16 protein-coding genes are annotated in these 19,163 nt (G+C 64.1%); 8 read left to right on the top strand and 8 right to left on the bottom strand.

What is annotated here, in order from left to right:
* The first annotated feature begins 69 nt into the window (after window positions 1-69).
* The 4 genes from ABFD92_15715 to ABFD92_15700 all read left to right on the top strand — a co-directional run bounded on the left by ABFD92_15715 (window position 70) and on the right by ABFD92_15700 (window position 3,630).
* Window positions 70-1,899, top strand: a complete 1,830-nt coding sequence (locus ABFD92_15715) for a carbamoyltransferase (protein MEN6505985.1) — start codon at window positions 70-72, stop codon at window positions 1,897-1,899.
* Window positions 1,900-2,201: 302 nt separating this feature from the next.
* The gene (locus ABFD92_15710) at window positions 2,202-2,615 is read left to right on the top strand and encodes a hypothetical protein (GenBank protein MEN6505984.1); all 414 of its coding nucleotides are present in this window, start codon (window positions 2,202-2,204) and stop codon (window positions 2,613-2,615) included.
* Window positions 2,616-2,684: 69 nt separating this feature from the next.
* Window positions 2,685-3,044 carry an STAS domain-containing protein gene (locus ABFD92_15705; protein ID MEN6505983.1) on the top strand — a complete coding sequence of 120 codons (360 nt, stop codon included), beginning with the start codon at window positions 2,685-2,687 and terminating at the stop codon, window positions 3,042-3,044.
* A gap of 211 nt (window positions 3,045-3,255) precedes the next feature.
* Window positions 3,256-3,630 carry an STAS domain-containing protein gene (locus ABFD92_15700; GenBank protein MEN6505982.1) on the top strand — a complete coding sequence of 125 codons (375 nt, stop codon included), beginning with the start codon at window positions 3,256-3,258 and terminating at the stop codon, window positions 3,628-3,630.
* A gap of 126 nt (window positions 3,631-3,756) precedes the next feature.
* Here the strand turns inward: ABFD92_15700 and ABFD92_15695 are convergent, their stop codons facing one another.
* The 6 genes from ABFD92_15695 to ABFD92_15670 form a co-directional block, all read right to left on the bottom strand.
* Window positions 3,757-4,542: a carbon-nitrogen hydrolase family protein gene (locus tag ABFD92_15695; protein MEN6505981.1), complete on the bottom strand. Its 786-nt coding sequence runs from the start codon at window positions 4,540-4,542 to the stop codon at window positions 3,757-3,759.
* Window positions 4,539-5,099 (bottom strand): hypothetical protein, encoded by a 561-nt coding sequence (locus ABFD92_15690; GenBank protein ID MEN6505980.1) that lies wholly within the window; start codon window positions 5,097-5,099, stop codon window positions 4,539-4,541. Before ABFD92_15690 ends, ABFD92_15695 begins: the two co-directional genes overlap by 4 nt.
* A gap of 85 nt (window positions 5,100-5,184) precedes the next feature.
* Entirely contained in the window at window positions 5,185-7,800 is a 2,616-nt protein-coding gene (locus ABFD92_15685; GenBank protein MEN6505979.1) for a GH116 family glycosyl-hydrolase, read from the bottom strand.
* A gap of 401 nt (window positions 7,801-8,201) precedes the next feature.
* Complete coding sequence (locus ABFD92_15680; protein MEN6505978.1) at window positions 8,202-8,369, bottom strand: hypothetical protein; 168 nt, start codon at window positions 8,367-8,369, stop codon at window positions 8,202-8,204.
* 100 nt (window positions 8,370-8,469) lie between these two features.
* The gene (locus tag ABFD92_15675) at window positions 8,470-10,218 is read right to left on the bottom strand and encodes a right-handed parallel beta-helix repeat-containing protein (GenBank protein MEN6505977.1); all 1,749 of its coding nucleotides are present in this window, start codon (window positions 10,216-10,218) and stop codon (window positions 8,470-8,472) included.
* 105 nt (window positions 10,219-10,323) lie between these two features.
* On the bottom strand, window positions 10,324-10,752 hold the full coding sequence (locus tag ABFD92_15670) for a hypothetical protein (GenBank protein MEN6505976.1): 429 nt from the start codon (window positions 10,750-10,752) through the stop codon (window positions 10,324-10,326).
* Between the two features lie 422 nt (window positions 10,753-11,174).
* On the opposite strand from ABFD92_15670, the gene ABFD92_15665 reads away from it, so the two are divergent.
* The 4 genes from ABFD92_15665 (at window position 11,175) to ABFD92_15650 (ending at window position 17,243) form a co-directional block, all read left to right on the top strand.
* Window positions 11,175-13,532 (top strand): PDZ domain-containing protein, encoded by a 2,358-nt coding sequence (locus tag ABFD92_15665; GenBank protein MEN6505975.1) that lies wholly within the window; start codon window positions 11,175-11,177, stop codon window positions 13,530-13,532.
* A 263-nt stretch (window positions 13,533-13,795) separates the two neighbouring features.
* A complete protein-coding gene (gene dut / locus ABFD92_15660; protein MEN6505974.1) occupies window positions 13,796-14,251 on the top strand; it encodes a dUTP diphosphatase in 456 nt (151 codons plus the stop codon).
* 107 nt (window positions 14,252-14,358) lie between these two features.
* Window positions 14,359-16,764, top strand: a complete 2,406-nt coding sequence (locus ABFD92_15655) for a DNA translocase FtsK 4TM domain-containing protein (protein MEN6505973.1) — start codon at window positions 14,359-14,361, stop codon at window positions 16,762-16,764.
* 158 nt (window positions 16,765-16,922) lie between these two features.
* Window positions 16,923-17,243 carry a hypothetical protein gene (locus tag ABFD92_15650; GenBank protein MEN6505972.1) on the top strand — a complete coding sequence of 107 codons (321 nt, stop codon included), beginning with the start codon at window positions 16,923-16,925 and terminating at the stop codon, window positions 17,241-17,243.
* 64 nt (window positions 17,244-17,307) lie between these two features.
* Here the strand turns inward: ABFD92_15650 and ABFD92_15645 are convergent, their stop codons facing one another.
* Complete coding sequence (locus tag ABFD92_15645) at window positions 17,308-18,894, bottom strand: hypothetical protein (protein ID MEN6505971.1); 1,587 nt, start codon at window positions 18,892-18,894, stop codon at window positions 17,308-17,310.
* An 85-nt stretch (window positions 18,895-18,979) separates the two neighbouring features.
* Window positions 18,980-19,163, bottom strand: a 184-nt coding sequence (locus ABFD92_15640) for a hypothetical protein (protein MEN6505970.1), incomplete at its 5' end; no start/stop codon positions are given.

Here is a 19,163-nt window from a genome sequence, read left to right as displayed (position 1 = left end):
GATTTCTGATTACTGATTTCTGATTACCGATTACCGATCACAATTTGCCAAATCTGTTAAGATATCCCCATGACGGCGATTCTGGGAATCTCGGCTTTCTATCACGACTCCGCCGCCGCGTTGGTGGTTGACGGGCGCGTGGTGGCCGCGGCGCAGGAGGAGCGCTTCACGCGCAAGAAGCATGACCACGAGTTTCCCGTCCGCGCCATCGAGTACTGCCTGTCCGAGGCGGGTCTGACCGGTCAGCAGTTGGACCTGGTGGGCTTCTATGACAAGCCCTTCCTGAAGTTCGAGCGCCTCCTCGAGACGTACCTGGCATTCGCACCGGCAGGTTTCCGCTCGTTCCTCAAGGCCATCCCGCTATGGCTGGGACAGAAGCTGCACCTGCCCCGCGAGATCCGCCGCGGGCTCGGCGGGGCCTACAAGAAGCGGTGCGTCTTCGTCGAGCACCACGAATCGCACGCCGCCAGCGCGTTCTTCCCCTCGCCGTTCGAAGAGGCCGCCGTCGTCACCCTCGACGGCGTGGGCGAGTGGGCCACCGCCAGCCTCGGCCGCGGCGCGGGCAACCGCGTGAGCCTCTCGCACGAGCTGCACTTCCCGCACTCGCTGGGACTGCTCTATTCGGCGTTCACGTATTTCTGCGGTTTCAAGGTCAACAGCGGCGAGTACAAGTTGATGGGCCTAGCGCCGTACGGCCGGCCGGTCTATGCCGACGCGATCCGCAACACGCTGCTGGACATCAAGCCCGACGGCTCGTTCCGGATGGACATGTCGTACTTTAACTATTGCCAGGGCCTGACGATGACCAACCGCAAATTCGCCCGCCTGTTCGGCGGCCCGCCGCGGCGCCCCGAAAGCCCCCTGACGCAGCGCGAAATGGACCTGGCCGCCTCGGTGCAACTGGTTTGCGAAGAAATCATGCTGGCCATTGTGCGCCAAGCCCATGCCTTGACGGGGCAACGCAATCTGTGCCTCGCCGGCGGCGTGGCGCTCAACTGCGTCGGCAACGGCCGCATCCTGCGCGAAGGGCCTTTCGAAAACATCTGGATTCAGCCGGCCGCGGGCGACGCCGGCGGCGCGCTGGGCACGGCGATGTTCATCTGGCACCAACTGCTCGACAAGCCGCGCACGGTTGGGCGGACCGACAGCCAGAACGGTACGCTGCTGGGCCCGCGATTCGAAACCCCCGCCGTGCAGGCGTTCCTTGATGAGCAACAGGCGCCCTACGAGTTGATCGACGACGAAGACGAACTCTGCCGCCGCACCGCCGCACTGATCGCCTCGGGCAACGTCGTCGGATGGATGCAAGGCCGCATGGAGTTCGGCCCCCGCGCCCTGGGCAGCCGCAGCATCCTCGGCGACGCGCGAAGTCGCGACATGCAGTCGACCCTCAACCTCAAGATCAAGTTCCGCGAGTCGTTCCGACCCTTCGCCCCGGCCGTGCTGCGGGAGAAGGTCGACCAGTACTTCCAGATGCGCCCCCACCAGGACAGCGCCTACATGCTGCTGGTGGCTCCGGTGGCCGCGGACAAACGCCTCGACGGCGCCGACGACGGGGCGGCCGGTCTGGACAAGCTCAAGACCGCCCGCTCGCAGATCCCCGCCGTCACGCACGTGGATTACTCCGCACGCGTTCAAACCGTCGACCAGCGCCACGGGCGGTTCTACCGTTTGCTCAAGGCCTTCGAAGCCGCCACCGGATGCCCCGTCGTTATCAACACCAGCTTCAACGTGCGGGGCGAGCCGATCGTCTGCTCCCCCGCCGACGCGTACCGGTGCTTCATGGCCACCAATATGGACGCCCTGGTGATCGAGAACTGCCTGCTGCTGAAAAAGGATCAGCCCCAGGCCACGGAGCACAAGATCGACGAGTACCTGGCGAAGTTCAGCCTGGATTAGGAAAATAGGGACTGGCTCCGCAGGCCGCAGGCCGGAGGTGCCTGTCCCAATTTTCCGGCCGCCGCCACAGAGGGCGGGTGGCGTGGCGGCACGCGAAGCGGGTCGCCATGGATGCGCGGCGGGATGATGGATGAATGGATGAATGGATGGATGGATGGATGGATGGATGGATGTAGGATTGCTATGTTAGCGGCGGGGCTTGCCCCGCGCGGTTGTTTCCCCGGCGATGCACCAGGGAAACAACCGCGTCGAGCAAGTCGAAGATCCGCCGTGGCGGGCTCGACCGCTAAGGGACCGTATAAATGTCATTGATTCGACTGAATCTTGCCCCGACCCGCAAACAACTAGACCAGTTCGGCCTGGCGTGGCTGGTATTCGCCGGCGTCTGGGCCGCCGTGGCGATGTGGCGATGGCACAGCCCGGCGGCCGCGAGCGTGCTGGCCGCCCTCGCTGTCCTCGTGCCGGCGGCGGGCTGGCTGTGTCCGCCGATCATGCGAGGGGCTTATCTGGCGTTGACGCTGGCGGCGTATCCGATCGGCGTGGCGGTCTCGACGGCGGTTCTGGCGGCTGTGTACTTCCTGGTGCTGACGCCGATCGGCCTGCTGATGCGCCTGCTCGGGCGCGACCCGATGTGCCGCCGGTTCGACCGAAGCGCCCCGACCTACTGGCGCGCCCACGCCGGGGCCGAAAGCGGGCGATACTTCCGTCAATTTTGAGGCGCACTTCCTATCTGACGATGATACAATCCCGCCTTCCAGCGTTATCTGCAGCCGAGGATTCAGGAAATGTCCGACAAGAACAAAATCAGCGTCTCCCAAACCTCCGGCGTCACGGTGGTGGCGTTAAAATCCGCCTCCGTGCTCGACGCGGTAGAAATCGATATCATCGGTCGCGAGATCGACGCCGCCCTGGCCGACCTGGTCACCCCGAAGGTCATCCTCGACCTGCGCAATCTCCAGAACCTCTCTTCGAGCATGATCGGCGTCTTCCTGACGGTACACAAGAAAGCCCAGACCGCCAAGGGGCGCGTGGTGCTCTGCGGGCTCAAGCCGCAATTGATGAAGGTCTTCCAGATCGCCAATCTTGACCGCGTGCTGACGTTCGCCGCCGACGGCCCAGAAGCGCTCAAGCGCCTGCAGGGTTGAGGCTCGCGTCGCCGGCACGAAAAAAAATATCTTCCTGCGGTAGATATCATCCAGGGCACGGTTATAGTATTGCCCTAAACCTGCCTGAGTTCCCGGGGGGCACCCGCCATACGTTACGGGGTTCCGCATAAGACACTGCGATAACGCTGCAGGCTCAGGCTGCATTACGGGGTTCAACCGCCGCTATTACGGGGCCGCTACGAAAGGCAATATGCTTACAGCAACCAATCCATTACAGGTGACCCGCTACCAGGACCTGACGGTCGTGAAGTTCATCGAGACGTCGATCCTGGACACGCTCGCTGCGCAGACCATGGGCAACGACCTGTTCAAACTCGTCGACCAGGAACGGTGCCGGCGCATCGTGCTGGACTTCAGTTCCGTCCAGTTCCTCTCCTCCAGCATGATCGGCGTGCTGCTGGTGCTGGCCAACAAGGCCCGCACCATCGACGGCAGCGTCGTGATCCTGGGCATGCGCCCGCAGATGCGCGAAATGCTTGAAATGACCAAGCCCGACAAACTGCTCAAGTTCGCCGACACCCGAACCGGCGCCTTCCGCGTGCTCGACGTGTATATCGCTCATTAAGAAAAGTGGTGAGTGGTGAGTGGTGAGTTGTGAACTTTTCAGGGGGCGGCGCGGGCGCTGCGCTTGCCCTCGACTATCCCCCCGCCGGCCCTTCGGGCCGAAATCTCACCACTCACCACTCACCACTCACAACTGTCTATACAGTTCCCGCCGGCGGCCTCGGTACCAGGGGTTGCTCTTGCGGTGATCGAGGGCGGCCTGGGGATCCACGTCGGCATAGATCACGCCTTCATCGTTCCAGATCTCGGCCAGCAGGTTCCCGTAAGGACCGGTGATATTGCTGCCGCCGCCGCAGGGGCGGTCCGCTTCGTCTTTGCCGCAGGGGCACGAGGCGGCCATGATCATTGAATTGGCCAGCGACAGCGGCGCTGTTTCGCCGTGTCCGCGGCTGCCGCGGTTGTTCATCCAGAAGACCATCGAGCAGCCCATCGTGGCGTAGGTGCGGGTCAGCTCGGGAAAGTCGCCGTCGTAGCAGATCATCACGCCGGCCTTGAAGCCCTTGACGTCGAAGGTCGTCAGGTGGTGCCCGGGCTTGAAGAATGCCGCTTCCTCGCGCAGGCCGTCAGACGCCCACCACAGGTGCGTCTTGCGATAGTGCGCCATCACGCCGCCGGCGCCGACGAGGGTGGCGGCGAGGTAGCAGTCATAGTTGGCACGCTCGGTCAGACCGTAGAGCACCATGGCGCGCGACCCGGCCAGCAGCGACTGAAACGCCTGGGTAGTCGGGCCGTTGACGGGCTCGGCCAGATCGGGCATGCGGGAAGTGTAGCCCATGAGCATGCCCTCGGGCAGTAGAACGATATCCGCCCCGCCGGCCAGAGCCTCTGCCGTCATGTCCAGAGCCTTGCGGCGATTCATGTCCGGCTCGCCGGGAATGATGGGCATCTGAACGACGGCGATCTTGATGCTCACTTTGTATACCGCTGCGTGGTCGGGGCTTTGCGATGCAGCTTGTCGTAGAGGCTCTGGAGCATGCGGTCGGCCGTCTCGCTGTCGTAGCCGGTAGTCTCCCACACTTCCTGCTGCTGCAGGGAGGGCGCGCCGTAGAGTTCGCCGGGGTTGCGATTGCCCGGCGAGCCGCTGTAGTTCTCGCGCTGGGCGGAATACAGGCGGAAGATCTCCCCCTGCTGGCGCTGGATCGCCACAACCGCCCGAGCCTCGACCAGGTCGCCGCTGCGCGTGATGATCAACCGCGCCTGCTGTCTGGCCGGCGAACCCGGCGCCCCAACAGCCCCAGAGATCAGCCGCTCGCTGGGCAGCTCGATGTTCTTGCCCGCCGAGGTGATCGTCCCGCTGACCGGGTCGGCCGTTTCCACGGTGTAGTACTCGTTCATGACCGCTTTGGCGGCCTCGAACGCGTCATCATACGAAACCGGTCCCAGCGGGCGCGTCTGCCCCACTTCCAGCGGCGCCTGTCCGCACCCGGTCGCCGCCGCAGCGGCCAACAGAACCCATGCAAATCTGATCATTGCTGTTCTCCACCTTATGGCGGCCTAATTATAGCGAAGCCCCAAGGCAACGCCAGAGACCGTTTCCGCACCGCAGTCGGGGCGATTACATCGTCACTGTCAGTGCGGCCTTGGGATCGATGGTCACGGGCGTGGCAAAGACCAGCCGGCCGCCTTCGATCGTGCAGACGACCTTCTTCTTGCCCAGCGTCACGCTCTTGATTTTGCTCTTGACCAGGAAGGGCAGGTTCAGCGCCGCCAGCGTGAGTTTGCCGGCGGTAACTTCGACGGCCACGCTCTTGCGCGACTTGCGGAACATGCCCCAGGCGCCTTCGAGCGACCAGAGGCAGTCGAACTTGCCGCCCTTGCCCTCGATGACCGGATTGAAGCCGATGGTCTTGCGCGGCATGTCGAACTGGAACCCGCTCAGCGCCGGAAGCAGGGCGAAGCTGGCCATCGAGCGGGCGTAGTTGTGCCCGCACTCGATCTCGTCCCACGGATTGCGGTTCTCGCCGTTATACCGCTGGCGGACAGCCGCGACGGCCTCGAGGCCTTCCTTCACCAGGCCGTACTGGATCATGGTGATGGCGCCGCTGTACTCGAAGCCGTTCATCGTCTCTTCGGCGTAGGTCAGCGGGCAGGCCGGCTTTTCGGCGCCATTGGGCCATTCGCAGATCATCAGCCCGCCTTCGTCGTTGAGGCTGTAGATGCGGCAGGCGTTGAACACGTCGCGCATCGACTTCTTGAAGTTGTAGCGATAGAGCGACTTGGCGGCCTTGCGCGCCTGCGCCGGGTCGAGCACGTCGCCCAGGCCGCAGAGGTTCGCGTGCCACTGGCCCAGGATCTGGTCCAGCGCGCAGCCGTGGTCGATCTGGTACTTGATCTGGCCGTGCTCGCCGTCCCAGTAATAGTCGATGCCCTTGTGCTGCTCCAGGCCGGTGGCGGCGAGCTTGTCCAGGATGCCCTTGTCGGACACGTCGATCTTCTGGTGGTAGTACTCGCCGTTGAAGAGGTTCTTGTCGACCCAGGCCTTGCCCTTGTCGAAGACCTCGCGATATTCGGCCGCCGCGGCCGCGTCGCCGAGATACTCGGCCATCTCGATGCCCGCCTTCAGGGCCGCGAGGTAGAAGCTGTTGAGCCAACTGCTGGGGCCGAACAGCTCGACGTCGAGGGTGTGGTGCTGGCGGCCTTCGAGCACGCCGTCCTTGTCGCGGTCCCACATGTCGTAATTTTCAGGCGACCAGGCCCACTCGATGTTCTTCTTGATCTTGGGCCAGTGGCCTTTGAGCCAGGCGTCGTCGCCGCAGATCTTCCATTCGCGATACGCCTTGACGACGCCGCAGAACTGCCCGTCGACGCAGGGGCGCATCGTCGAGCGCGCTCGCCCCAGCGGCAGTTGGATGCGGAAGCCCATACTCCCGTCGTCGGCGTAGTTGTACTGGAAGTCCGCGTCGCGAACCGTCCGCTCCAGGTGCGGGAACAGGAACGGCATGGCGTAGGCGTAGTTCCACACGTGCGTGCAGCTTCCCTCGCAGCAACCGCTGTTGCAGTGGCAGCCTTCCCAACCGTAGAACGTCCCGTCGTCGATCCGCAGGCACGTCGGGCTCTTGAGCAGCGAGATGTTCGCCGACACCGCGTCGATCGCCGCCGCGGGCAGGTCCGAGCCGAACAGCGCATCCTTGAACGCCTGCGTCTGGCTCTCGAGCCGGTCCCACTGCGTCAGGCAGTAGTTCGCCGTGGCCTTGGAGTCGGCAAAGAGCGTGGCGTAATAGTTCTTCCAGCGGTTGGCCTCATGGTTGATCCCGTCGCCGCACTTGGTGCTGTCGTTGCAGCAGGCGCCGCTGTCGCAGCGAACCGGGTTCCAGTAGTTCTCACAGTTGGGGAAGTTCCAGGCGATGACGAAGCGGGCCTTGACGGTCTTGCCCGGCGCTGCCGTGACGTGTGCCGCCAGCGTCGCGTGGTCGCCGCCGGCCTTGTCGGACGGCGTGTAGGTGCGGTTCTTGAGCTTGCCCTGCTCTCGCAGGTCGCGCCAGTAGACGCCCAGGTTGTCGAACCACGCGCCGCGGAACCAGTATTCCTGGTAGCTCACGTCGGCCGCGTCGGTGGCCACCGTCATGTCGCCGTACTTGACGTCTTCCTTGGGCAGCGAGACGCTGGACAGGTTGATCTGCTTGATCTTGCCATTGGCGGCGAATGTGTTGGCCGTCCCGCCGGCCAGCGGGTTTTGCACCGTCAGGCACAGCGTGTAGTTGATCTTCTTTTTGGTGGGGTTCTTGACCTCGACCTCGAAGAACGCCGCCGGGATGCCCGAGTCGTCCTCGTTGAGCGGGATGAACGGGTTGAACGCCTTGACGGTGACGGCGCCGGGGAACTTGCGGTCGGTCAGCGTGAGCCTGGCGATGGGGAACTCGCCTTGAAACTCGCACTTGGAAAAGTGCGGCACGCCGGCCAGCGTCTCGCGCCCGGGGCCCATTCCGCCGCCCATGTACGGCGGTGGCAGATCGCCGTTCATGACGCGGCTGTCGAGCAGTTGCCCGCCGGCCTCAGCCTTGATGGCGAAGTGCGAAAAGCCCAGCATGCTGTTCTTGTTGGGCTTGTTGAAGATTTCCCAGTCGACCAGCCGCCCCGTGCCGGACAACCCGACGCACCCCGTGCCGATGCCGCCCAGGGGAAACGAGATCGTGTTCAGCCGCGAACCGGTGTACGTGAAGTAGTTGCTCATCGATGCCATCCTTTTATACAGACCGCTCAGCGGTCAAGGCGGCCACACTACACCGTTGGCAGGAAAAATGGAATAATGGAGTAATGGAATAATGGAATAACGCAGGCCGAAGGCCTGCAATTCGCCAGCCCAGGGCGCAGTCGCGAGCGGAAGCGAGTGACGCAGCCCTGGGTTCGCTCGCCTCACGGTCCGAGCCCTGAAAGGGCGGCACCCGATGATGTTTCGCCCTTTCAGGGCTCAGAACATATTGGGCAACGACTCCCCAGGGCGGCGCTGCGCTCTGCCCTGGGCCGACGAATATGCGTCCTTCGGACGCAAGAGATCGTGCGGCGGGATTACACAAAATCCTGCTGCTCTTCGGCGGCTGACGTTGTTTCTTCCCCGGACAAAGCGCCCCCATTCTAGACTTTGCTGAGCTGCATCTTCAGGCCTCGAATCTTTCGCCATTGCCAGATGACGGCCACGATCAGCACCAGCGTGAGGACCGGCCAGAGCACGCAGAATATCCAGACGTTGATCTCGTTGTAGCTGATGCCCAGCACGCCCGCCAGCCACATGAGAAAGCGCACGCAAAGATCAAATGCCGCGTCTATCCACCCCACTCCCGATCGAACCGGTGTTTCCATGTTTCATTCTCTGCGTTCTTTGCGACCTCTGCGGTGAGTCTTTTCAATTTTGCTTCGCCGGCAGGCCGGCTTTCTTCAGGATCGCCTTCGCGGCGGGCGTCTCGGGGGCGGGACCATTTTCGAAGACGTTCTCGCCCCAGGTCTGGTTCTCCTTGGGGATCCGGTTCATCCGCAGCGGGCCCTGGGCGATGTTGTAGACCAGATTGTCCGCCACATTGAAGCCCTTGGAACCCTGGTCGAGGTACAGGCCGAAGTTGGCGTACCCGCGCGGGTAGGGGCTGCGAGGCACGTCGCGGATCACGTTGCCGCGGATCACCGAACCCGGCTGGGCCCCAAGCGTGTAGATGCCGCCACCGTCGCCGAGCATGTTCATCACGTGATGCACGAGGTTGAACTCGATGATGTTGTCGCGGCAGACCGTCGGGCTGTCGCCCCACTGCCAGCCGACCGAGATGCCCGTGTACGGCAACTCGCGCACCTCGTTGTGGCGGATCACCGTCCCGCGGCTGAACCCCGCCCAGATCCCCACCGCGCCCTGGTAGTCCAGCGCGCAGCGCTCGACGAGGTTGCCCTCGATGCGGTTGCCCGTCGCCACGGTGGCCTCGTCACTGACGGCCGACCCCACGCACACTGCCCCGCCGCCGATGTCCTGGAACGTGCAGCCCTCGATCACGTTGCCGCGGCAGCGTTCGCCGAGGTCCACGCCGGCCCCGCCGACGAAGCTCACGCTGCACTGTTTGAGGCTGCACCCCTCGGCGCCGCGCCAGCGCAGCGCCGCCTCGATACCCGGGTGCGGCCGCTGCTCAGCGTTGCGAGCGGCGACGTAGCGCCCGGCCTGGAAACCGTGGTAACCGAACGGCGGCGGCGCCCAGTCGGCATGCTGGAACGACAGCCCGCGGAAGTGTACGTTGCGCACGGGCTTTTCGCTTGTGCCGGCGAGCTCCACCAGGCGGTCCAGCGCCGGGGCGACCGCCTCGGCCGACGCCGGCGACTCCCCGGCCAGCGGCATGTAGCTCAACTGCCCGCTGGTGCGGTCGAGGTACCACTCGCCGGGTTCATCGAGCAGCTCGCGGGCGTTCTCGAAGTATGCCCGCAGCGTCGGCACGGCCGCGTTTTGAAGCAGCGCCGGAAAGTGAGGCCCGGCCAACGCGACCATCTGCCCGCCCGCCGACGCCGACTCCAGGCGTTTGCGCCCGACGTCCCAATGGCCGAAGAAGATCAGTTCCACGTCGCCGACATTCTTCCAGTCGGCCACGCCGCTATTGAACCAGATGCGATAGCTGCTGAGGCTGCGTGGGAGGATCGCCTTGCGGATGTTCGTCTGGCCCGAGCGGGCGCGGACCGCGCGCCGGCCATTGACGAAGAGCTGGCGGAAGTACCACTTGCCCTCGCGGGCGGCCGGCACGTCGGCCGTCCAGACCTTGCCCTCGGCCTTGAAAGCCCCGATGCGCCGTCCGCCGCTGATCACCACCGCCCCGCCGTCGGCGGCGTAAGTCACGCTATGCTCAGCCGTGCCGGAATCTTCGGTCCCCAGCACCAGCGGCGCCGCCAGTTCGTACACACCCGGGGCGATCCGGACAGTAACGTCTTCCTTGAGCCCCGCCGCGATGAGCTTGCGGACTTCCTGCTGCGCGCGGCTCACGGTGGCAAACGGCGCGGCCTTGGTGCCCGCAGCCGTGTCGGCGCCCTTGGTGCTGACGTACAACTCGCCGGCCCCGGCCGTGGCGGCCATCGTGCAGCCAATCGCAACAGCCAGAAGTCCTGCCCAAACCCGCATGGTTCCATTCGTCATCTTGTCAGCCTCTTGAGTAATTACGATTCCAGCAGATGAAACCCGGCACCCCGTGATATCGGACGGGGGAAAATTCTCCAGAAGCAACGCCCGCTTGCCCTTAATCTAGACCGCCCCTTGGGAGCAAAGAGCTTCCTTGGGTTTAATGCCTGCCGCCGGGCGCGCCGCGTCGACGGGGCCCGCCAGGAGGGTGTCGAACAGGTCGGCGGGGTTGTCGTCCTGCTCCAGAAGGTGGCCGATGATAAATTCGCGGCACTTGCGCGCCGTTTCGCCGCCGGCCTTGAGGCCCTCCTCCACGTGGGCGTTCATCAGGTCTGCGGCGCGTCGGGCGGCCGCGTCGCGAAGAGCCTGGCGGCGGGCCTCTTTGACTTCATGGACTTGGTGCGAGACCACCCTGCGATTGTCGCCGCGGGCGATCTTGCCGATCATCGACACCGACAGCCCCGTGATCTTGGCGATCTGACGGTAAGGCGCGCCGTCAGCGAGCATCTGCACCAACAGCCTGTCATCATGCACGACTTCAGATACCGACATCGAGAGACTCCTTCAGATAGAACCCCGTGCCAAGACAATAAAAAAGGCACCAAGACTTTCCTTGGCGCCTGCTCTTGCCTCTACATCTCTATTATAGTTCCTGGACAGCCTGGAGAAGAATTCTCGCCGAGGCAGAAACTTCTTTTGGCCTGGCGCAGCATGAAAACCGGCTTTTGCGCGGAGCAAGAAAATATTCTTCTTCCTCTGGACATCTGGTTTTTGAGACTCACCAAATTGGGATCTGCGCAGCGATCTTTCTCGTACATGCGGACGTTCGCAAAACCGCTGTGAAAAGTGCAACAATGTGCCATGAATGTGCAACGTCACCGCGATCCCGGGTCAGAGACTCGGGACCTCTGGGGCTTACTATCCCACCGCCACACGGCGCAGGAGCGCGGGTTGAACATAGGCGAAAGGAGAGCATGATGCTCCGAATTGCGTTGGCAATCGCGGGTCTGCTTCTGCTATCTTCCTCGGCCATGGCACAAGAACTTTTTGTATCCACGCGCGGCGACGATTCCAATCCCGGCTCCCGGGAGAAACCTCTGGCGACGCTGGACAAGGCGCGGGCGATGGTCCGCTCCATCAAGCGAAAGGCCCCCCAGCCGGTCACGGTCAGCCTCCTGTCCGGCACGTATTACCTGCCGCAGACGTTCAAGCTGACGGCGGCGGACTCGGGCAGCAAAGACTCGCCTGTCATGTATCGCGCGGCCGAGGGCGCGAAGGTCGTCCTCAGCGGCGGGCGGCGGCTGGAACTGGCGTGGAAGCCCTGGAAGAACGGCATCTTCAAGGCCGCCGTGCCGCAGGCCAAAGACGGGGCCTGGCCGTTTGAAGAACTGTTCGTCAACGGCAAGCGGCAGATTCTGGCTCGCTATCCCAACTATGATCCCAAGGGCGGCAACTGGGGCGGGCATGCTGCCGACGTCGTTGCGCCCGAGCGGGTGAAGACCTGGCGCGACCCGGCCGGCGGATACATGCACGCCCTGCAGAAGCACCTCTGGGGCAGCCAGCACTACGTCATCACTGGCGTGAAGGACGGGCAGGCCGTGCTCGACGGCGGCTGGCAGAACAACCGCATCACGCCGCCGCACGACCTGTACCGCTTTGTCGAGAATGTGCTCGAAGAGCTCGACGTCCCCGGCGAGTGGTACCTCGACCGCACCAGCGGCACGCTGTACGTCATGCCGCCCCTGCGAACCGGCAAGCCGATCGACCTGTCCGACGCGGTCATCGAAGCCCCCGTGCTCGAGACGCTCGTCGAGATGGCCGGCTCGGCTGACAAGCCCGTCGAGTTCGTCAGTTTCGAAGGGCTGACGTTCACGCACGCCAACCGCACGTTCATGAAGACCCGCGAGCCCCTGCTGCGAAGCGACTGGACGATTTATCGCTGCGGGGCCGTGCTGGCCGAGAACACACATGACTGCGCCGTGCGCAATTGCACCTTCGACAGCGTCGGCGGCAACGCGATCTTCGTCAACAAGCACAACCTGCGATTCGAAGCCTCCGGCTGTCATATCTTCGCCGCCGGCGCCAGCGCGATCTGCTTCGTCGGCAGCCCCAAGGCCGTGCGCGAAGCGGGCTACAATTTCGACCACGACGCCGCGCCTCGGATCGACCGAACGCCTGGCCCCAAGGCCGATCTCTACCCCGCGCAATGCCGCGCGCACGATAATCTCATCCACGACATCGGCGTCTTCGAGAAGCAGGTCGCCGGCGTTCAGATCGCCATGGCCGAGGAGATCACCGTCTCCCACAACAGCATCTATCGCATCCCGCGGGCGGGTATCAACATCGGCGACGGCTGCTGGGGCGGGCACGTGCTGGAGTTCAACGACGTCTTCGACACCGTGCTGGAGACCGGCGACCACGGCTCGTTCAACTCCTGGGGGCGCGACCGCTTCTGGCCCAAAGGTCCTGCCGAAATGTCGCTCTGGGACGCCCGTAAAACCACGATCATCCGAAACAACCGCTTCCGCTGCGACCACGGATGGGATATCGACCTCGACGACGGCTCGTCGAACTACCACATCTACAACAACCTCTGCCTCCACGGCGGGCTCAAGCTGCGCGAGGGCTACTACCGCACGGCCGAGAACAACATCATGGTCGACAACTCCTTCCACCCGCACGTGTGGTTCGCCAACAGCGGCGACGTCTTCCGGCGCAACATCGTCTCGCGCCCGTACAAGCCCATCCACGTGGCTTCCCCCTGGGGCAAGGAAGTGGACCACAACCTCCTGCACGCGCCGGGCAAAAAGCCCAAGCCGTGGACCAAGACCGGATCGGCCCGCGATGAGCATTCGATGACCGGCGATGCGATGTTCGTTGACCCCGCGGCCGGCGACTACCGCGTGCGGGAGGGCTCGCCGGCATTGAAGCTGGGCTTCAAGAACTTCCCAATGGACCAGTTCGGCGTCGTCAGCCCCGCGCTGAAAGCCAAGGCCGCTACTCCTAAGCTGCCCACACCTGCCAGGGCTGGGGCCGACGAGGAACCCGAAACCCTCGCCTGGATGGACGCCACGGTCCGGCCGGTCAAGGGCTACGAGATCCTCTCGTCGCTGGGCCGCAGCGAAGAGATCGGCGTGGCGCTGACGAAGGTGCCTGACGACAGCGCTGCCGCCAAGGCGGGATTCGTGCCGATGGATGTGATCCTCAAGATCAGCGGCAAGCCGATCAACACGCTGACGGCGCTGACCAAAGCCGCCCCGCCCGGCAAGACCGTCACAATTTCCCTCCGCCGCCGAAGCGGCGAGATGATCACGATCAAAGCAGCGATTTGAGGAAGTTTGAAGTACGGGCGGGGCTTGCCTCGCGCGTTTCTTCTCTGACGCAGGATCGGGGAAACAACCGCGCGGGGCAAGCCCCGCCGCTAACGGGAGGGGTGGCATGGCGACACGCACGGCGGGTCGCCATGGGCAAGCGAACGATCAGGGACGGAGAGTGCGGGATTAACGGGATTAAGAACCGATTAAGAGGATTGAAGAGTTAGCGGTCGAGTTTGCTCGACGCGGTTGTTTGGCAGCGAACCTTGTCTGGAGCGATTATGCCTGTCAGTCCGATAGAAATAAGGATCAAACGCAAGGATGGTTGCCTTGACGTGCCCCTGCCGCAGTACATGAGCGATCACGCGGCCGGGATGGATCTCTGCGCCGCCTGCGACGAGGATGTGACTGTTGCCCCCGGCCAGGTGCGGCTGGTGCCGTGCGGATTTTACATGGCCATGCCGGTCGGGTACGAGGCGCAGGTTCGGCCGCGGAGCGGGTTGGCGCTCAAGCACGGCGTGATGCTGCCCAACGCGCCGGGCACGATCGACGCCGATTACCGCGGCGAGGTGTGCGTGATCCTGGGCAACGTCGGCAGCGAGCCGTTCGTGGTTCGCCGCGGGATGCGGATCGCCCAAATGGTGATCGCCCCGGTGACCCGGGCCCAGGTGCAGGTGGTCGACGATCTCGACGCCACCGCCCGAGGCGCCGGCGGGTTCGGGCATACAGGTGTGTGAGAATTGCGGATTTGGGATCGCGGATTGCGGATTAGATCCCGCCGCTGCGGACAGGCTCCGAGTACTAATCCGCAATCCGAAATCCAAAATCCGAAATAGAGTCACGGATGGCTACGAAAGACAAGAAGTCGAAATCTCCCGCCGCGCCGGCAAAGCTGCCGGCTCCGCCGGCGCCGCAGGGGCAGCATCGCTTCGTGCGATACTGCTTCATCCTGGCCATGAGCGGCCTGGTGCTGCTGGCATGGCTGAGCCTGCTGAGTTTCAGCCCGACCGATCAGCCGTCCGGGCAGAAGTATCCTCCTGAAGTTCACAACGCCGCGGGCGTTATCGGTTCGTACCTGGCGTGGTTCCTGCGGTACTGGGTCGGCGGCGGCGCGTACATGGGGCTGCTGTTCGCTTCGGTGGCGACATTCATTCTCATCCTGGGCGGTCAGATCAAGGACCTGCCCTGGCGCATCGCCGGAACGCTGCTGCTGGTGGCGGCGACCAGTTCGGCCGCCCATCTGGTGCGTCCCGGCGCGGCGGGCGATCCGTTCCACGCGGCGGCGGGTATCCTGGGCATGGGTCTGGGCAGCTTGCTCAAGGCCCACCTGGGCTCGTGGGGCGCGTGGATCGTCGTCGTCGTCTCGCTATGTACGGGGATGATGCTGGCGGCGGATAACCTGGTGCTTCGCCTTCCGGGCCTGGGCAAGAAGGCCTGGCAGAACCGCCCGCAACTGCCCGATGTTCTGACGGCCCTCAAGGCCGCCCCGCAGCCCCAGACCGTGCCGGCGGCTGACAAGACCATCGTCACGCTCAAGCCCCGCCCGACGCCTGCGACCAAGGCCGCCGAGCCCGCGGCGATAACGGCTGTGGCAGGTCCGGCCAGGGCCGCCGAGGTTCCGCTCGTCGAGCGCCCCGCGCCTGCGCCGCTGCGCCCTGTCCCGGTCCCCGCACCGCGCGTGCAGGTGCCTCGCCCGGCGCCCAAGCCCGCCAAGGCCGATAAGAAGAAAGACGACTACATCCTGCCCTCAGCCGATCTGCTGGCCAAGCCCACGCAGAACTACTCCCGCGAGCAGGACGCCCAGGCCCAGATCAAGCAGGCGGTGCTGCAGCAGACGCTCGACGATTTCAACGTCGCCGCCCAGGTCGTCGGGTACCAGACCGGACCGGTGATCACACTGTTCGAGTTGTCGCTGTCGGCCGGCGTCAAGGTCAGCCAGGTGCAGAGCCTGGCCAATGACATCGCCCGCGCGCTGGCCGTGCCCGGCGTGCGCGTGGTTTCGCCGCTGCCCAACAAAGACACCATCGGCATCGAAGTGCCGAACATGGACAAGGAAATCGTCCGCATCCGCAGCCTGATGGACCTGGCGCCCGAGGCCGAGGGCGAGATGGCCCTGCCGCTGTATCTGGGCAAGAACGCCGGCGGCGAGGCGATCGTGGCCGACCTGTCCCGCATGCCGCACATGCTCATCGCCGGAACCACCGGCTCGGGCAAGAGCGTCTGCATCAACACCATCATCATGTCGCTGCTGATGACGCGCCGGCCGGAGGACGTGCGGCTGATCCTGGTGGACCCCAAGATGGTCGAGATGGCGGCCTTCGAAGAAGTGCCCCACCTGCTGTGCCCCATCGTCCACGAGATGCCCAAGGCCGAGAGCATTCTCGAATGGGCCGCGACCAAGATGGACGAGCGCTACGAGCTGCTCAAGGAATGCAACGTCAAGAACATCGCCGGTTTCAATAAGCTCACCGCCAAGGAGATCTACGAGCGCCTGGGCATCGAGAGCGAAGAGGAAAAGGCCACCGCCACGACGCACCTGCCGTATTACGTGATCATCGTCGACGAACTGGCCGACCTGATCATGACCTCGACCAAGGAAGTCGAAGGCCACATCATCCGCATCGCCCAGAAGGCCCGCGCGGTGGGCATCCACCTGATCCTGGCCACCCAGCGCCCCAGCGCCAACGTCGTGACCGGCCTCATCAAGAGCAACATGCCCTGCCGCATCAGCTTCCGCGTGGCCAGCCGCCAGGAAAGCCGCATCGTACTCGACCACAACGGCGCCGAGGTGCTCCTGGGACAGGGCGACATGCTCCTGCTGGAACCCGGTCAGAGCGCCCTGGCCCGTGCCCAGGGCACGTACGTGGACGACAGCGAGATCAAGGCCGTCGTCAACGAGCTTCGCAAGACCCGCAAACCCGAATACAACGTCGAACTGGCCAACATGTCCGCCTCCCCCTCCGGCGACGACAGCGGAGAGCGCGACGACCTGTTCGACCAGGCCGTCGAGATCGTCCTGGCCTCCAAACGCGGAAGCGTCTCGCTGCTGCAGCGGCGTCTGGCCGTGGGCTACACCCGCGCCAGCCGCATCATCGACCAGATGGCGATGGCCGGACTGCTGGGCGAATACAAGGGCAGCCAGGCCCGCGAGGTCACCATGACGATCGACGAGTGGCACCAGATGAAAGATTCGATCGCGGCTGACCAGAGCGGCGCCAGCAGCGCCGATGGCACGCCGACCAGCGTCTGAAGCATTTCCAATTTCCGATTTCCAATTTCCAATTGAAGAAACCGCCCCGGTGGCATGGGCGACACGCGTTGTTGTTTCTTGCGGGTCGCCATGCCACCCCCCATCCATCCATCCATCCATCCATTCATCCTCCTAGAATTTCTAAGGAGGGTAGAGCCATGAACACCTTTCTTGTTGTCAGACACCAGATAGGCGATTTCGAACAGTGGAAGAGGGTTTTCGAGGAGTCGGATGAGTTGAGGCGCGAGTATGGCATCGGTCGCGGATGGATATTCCGCGACGAGGCCGCACCCGAATGGGTCACCGTCATGCTCCAGTGCCAGGACAAGCAGCGGGCACAGGAGTTCATGAACCTCGACTCGGTCAAGGATATGATCCAGCGAGCCGGCGTAAAGGGCGAACCGGTCATCATGTTCGTCGAACAGGTGGCAGAAGTGGCCGAACTGGCGCCAGCCACCGACGCCTGGCCGCTGTGCTGATATGGAGTGCGGCAGCCTTAGCTGCCGCTTTGGAAGCTTTTCGAAAAGCAAAGCGCAGCTACGACTACGGCGCTGCGCATACGTGGGTCATCAACTTTCCGCGATACCTCCGCACCGCCTCGGCGGCGGAAGCTCCCAGCGGCGCCATGGCTTTATACGTCACGCCCAGCGAGCTGACATCCATGTCATACGGATGCACATTCCCAAGGGCGGCCTTGGCGCAGATCGCCGCGCCGAGCGTGGTAGTTTCGGCGACGGTATTGCCATCGCGGTCGAACATCGCGTAGGTCGCCCGGCCGGTCAGCGTCGCCAGCAATCGCCCGAAATATGGATCTTTCGACGCCCCCGCCGTCAGCACCAGCGGGACGGACGCGTCCTGGGCGATCGCCTGCACCTGGTGGGCGGTCATAGTCGCCGTGGTCAGGTTAAGCACGACGCTTGCTCGCGCAGCATCTGCATAGAACGCCTGCTCGTTGACGATCCGCCCCTTGACGTCCGGGAACGGTCCGGTCCCATGATTCGCCGGGGCGATGTTGGGAATGACGAAGCAGTCCGCAGCAGCGGCGATCTCCGCAATCAATCGCTCACCCTGATCGTTGGACTGGTCACTTGAGGGACCAGTCCTCCGAGCGATCAATTCCTTAACGTGTTTGAAATCATTCCCGCCGCCATACCGCGCTGTCACCACCGGTTGTCCGTCCACGGTTCCCTGCACGAGGATGTCCCGCGCGTACCCGTCGCCCGGGAGCTTCGCCCGTCCGCCGATCTGGGCGATCATCGTCCACGTCCCGCCCTCGACCTGGATCACAGGGCGATCCGCCATCTCCGGAAACGCCTGGCGGAACGTCGACATGATCGGGATGTGAGACAGGCACGTGTCGTGCCCGCCGGGAACAATTGTCGGCCTGCAGGACAGACCCAACGCATCGGCCTGCGATTGGGGCATCTGCCCCAGCGCGCGATACGCGACGGCGGCCCGCGCAGGCACCAGCCGCCCGAACGCTGGCACCTTCGCCGCGGCCGTGCTGGGCGTGCCGGGAGCGGCCTGAACATTCCGCGTGCCGCTGTGGCACATCCAATAGCTGTGCTCGTTGCCCGCCGCGGCGATGGCGCCGAGGTAGTCGCCGCCGAGATAGTGCCCGCTCATCAGGACGCCGTAGATTCCGAAGGCCTTGGCGCGGGCCAGCGCCTCGCCGCGACGCATCTCCTCGAACACGAACCGCTTGAGCAGCGTCAAGCTTCCGGGAAAGTCGCGGATCGAGCCGGTCTCGACGAAGAACTCCTCGCGCTGGCCCGCCAGGGCGGCGAAACGCTGCTCCACTTCCTCGTCGAAGCGCTGGCTGTAAGACAGCGTCAGGTCCCGCCCGGGCACTTCGCACAAGCGGTTGTCCGCATCGACCAACCCGCCGGAACATCCGCGGGCCACCGGGGCGATGACGGCAGCCGCCCGCAGCGCCTCGGGGAGAGCGGCGATGGCTGAGTCGAACCAGGCCAGTTCGGCTCCGGTATCGTTGAACAGCAGCCCCTCGTGCGTGCAGGCCGGCGAGGCCGCCGAGGCGGACGCCAACGTGGCCAGCGAGTCGAAGTCCAGAGTTTCGAGCTTGATGTTGGTCGCGCCGTCCACGGGGACGATGATGGTTTTTTCGCTCATGGGGCGGGATTATAGCTCGTCGACGGCGCAGACAGAAGACGCAGGATTGAAGTCCTGGGGAAAAGTCGCGGCGGACTTGCGCTGGTCAGGGTACACGGCCCCAAATGAAGAAGTAATTCACACAACGAATTACTTCTTCATTTAGCCCGGATATTTCACCGCGGAGATCGCAGAGGCCGCAGAGGTATTTTGAGCGAAAAGACTTACAGAAAACTAGCGAAGCGGGGCGCATGGACAGTCTGTTTTTCAGATTAACGCCGACGGCGACG

Source organism: Planctomycetaceae bacterium, from assembly GCA_039680605.1.
Lineage (GTDB): Bacteria > Planctomycetota > Phycisphaerae > SM23-33 > SM23-33 > JAJFUU01.
Note: the sequence above shows the minus strand (reverse complement) of the source record. Positions and strands in the feature narration are given on the sequence as shown.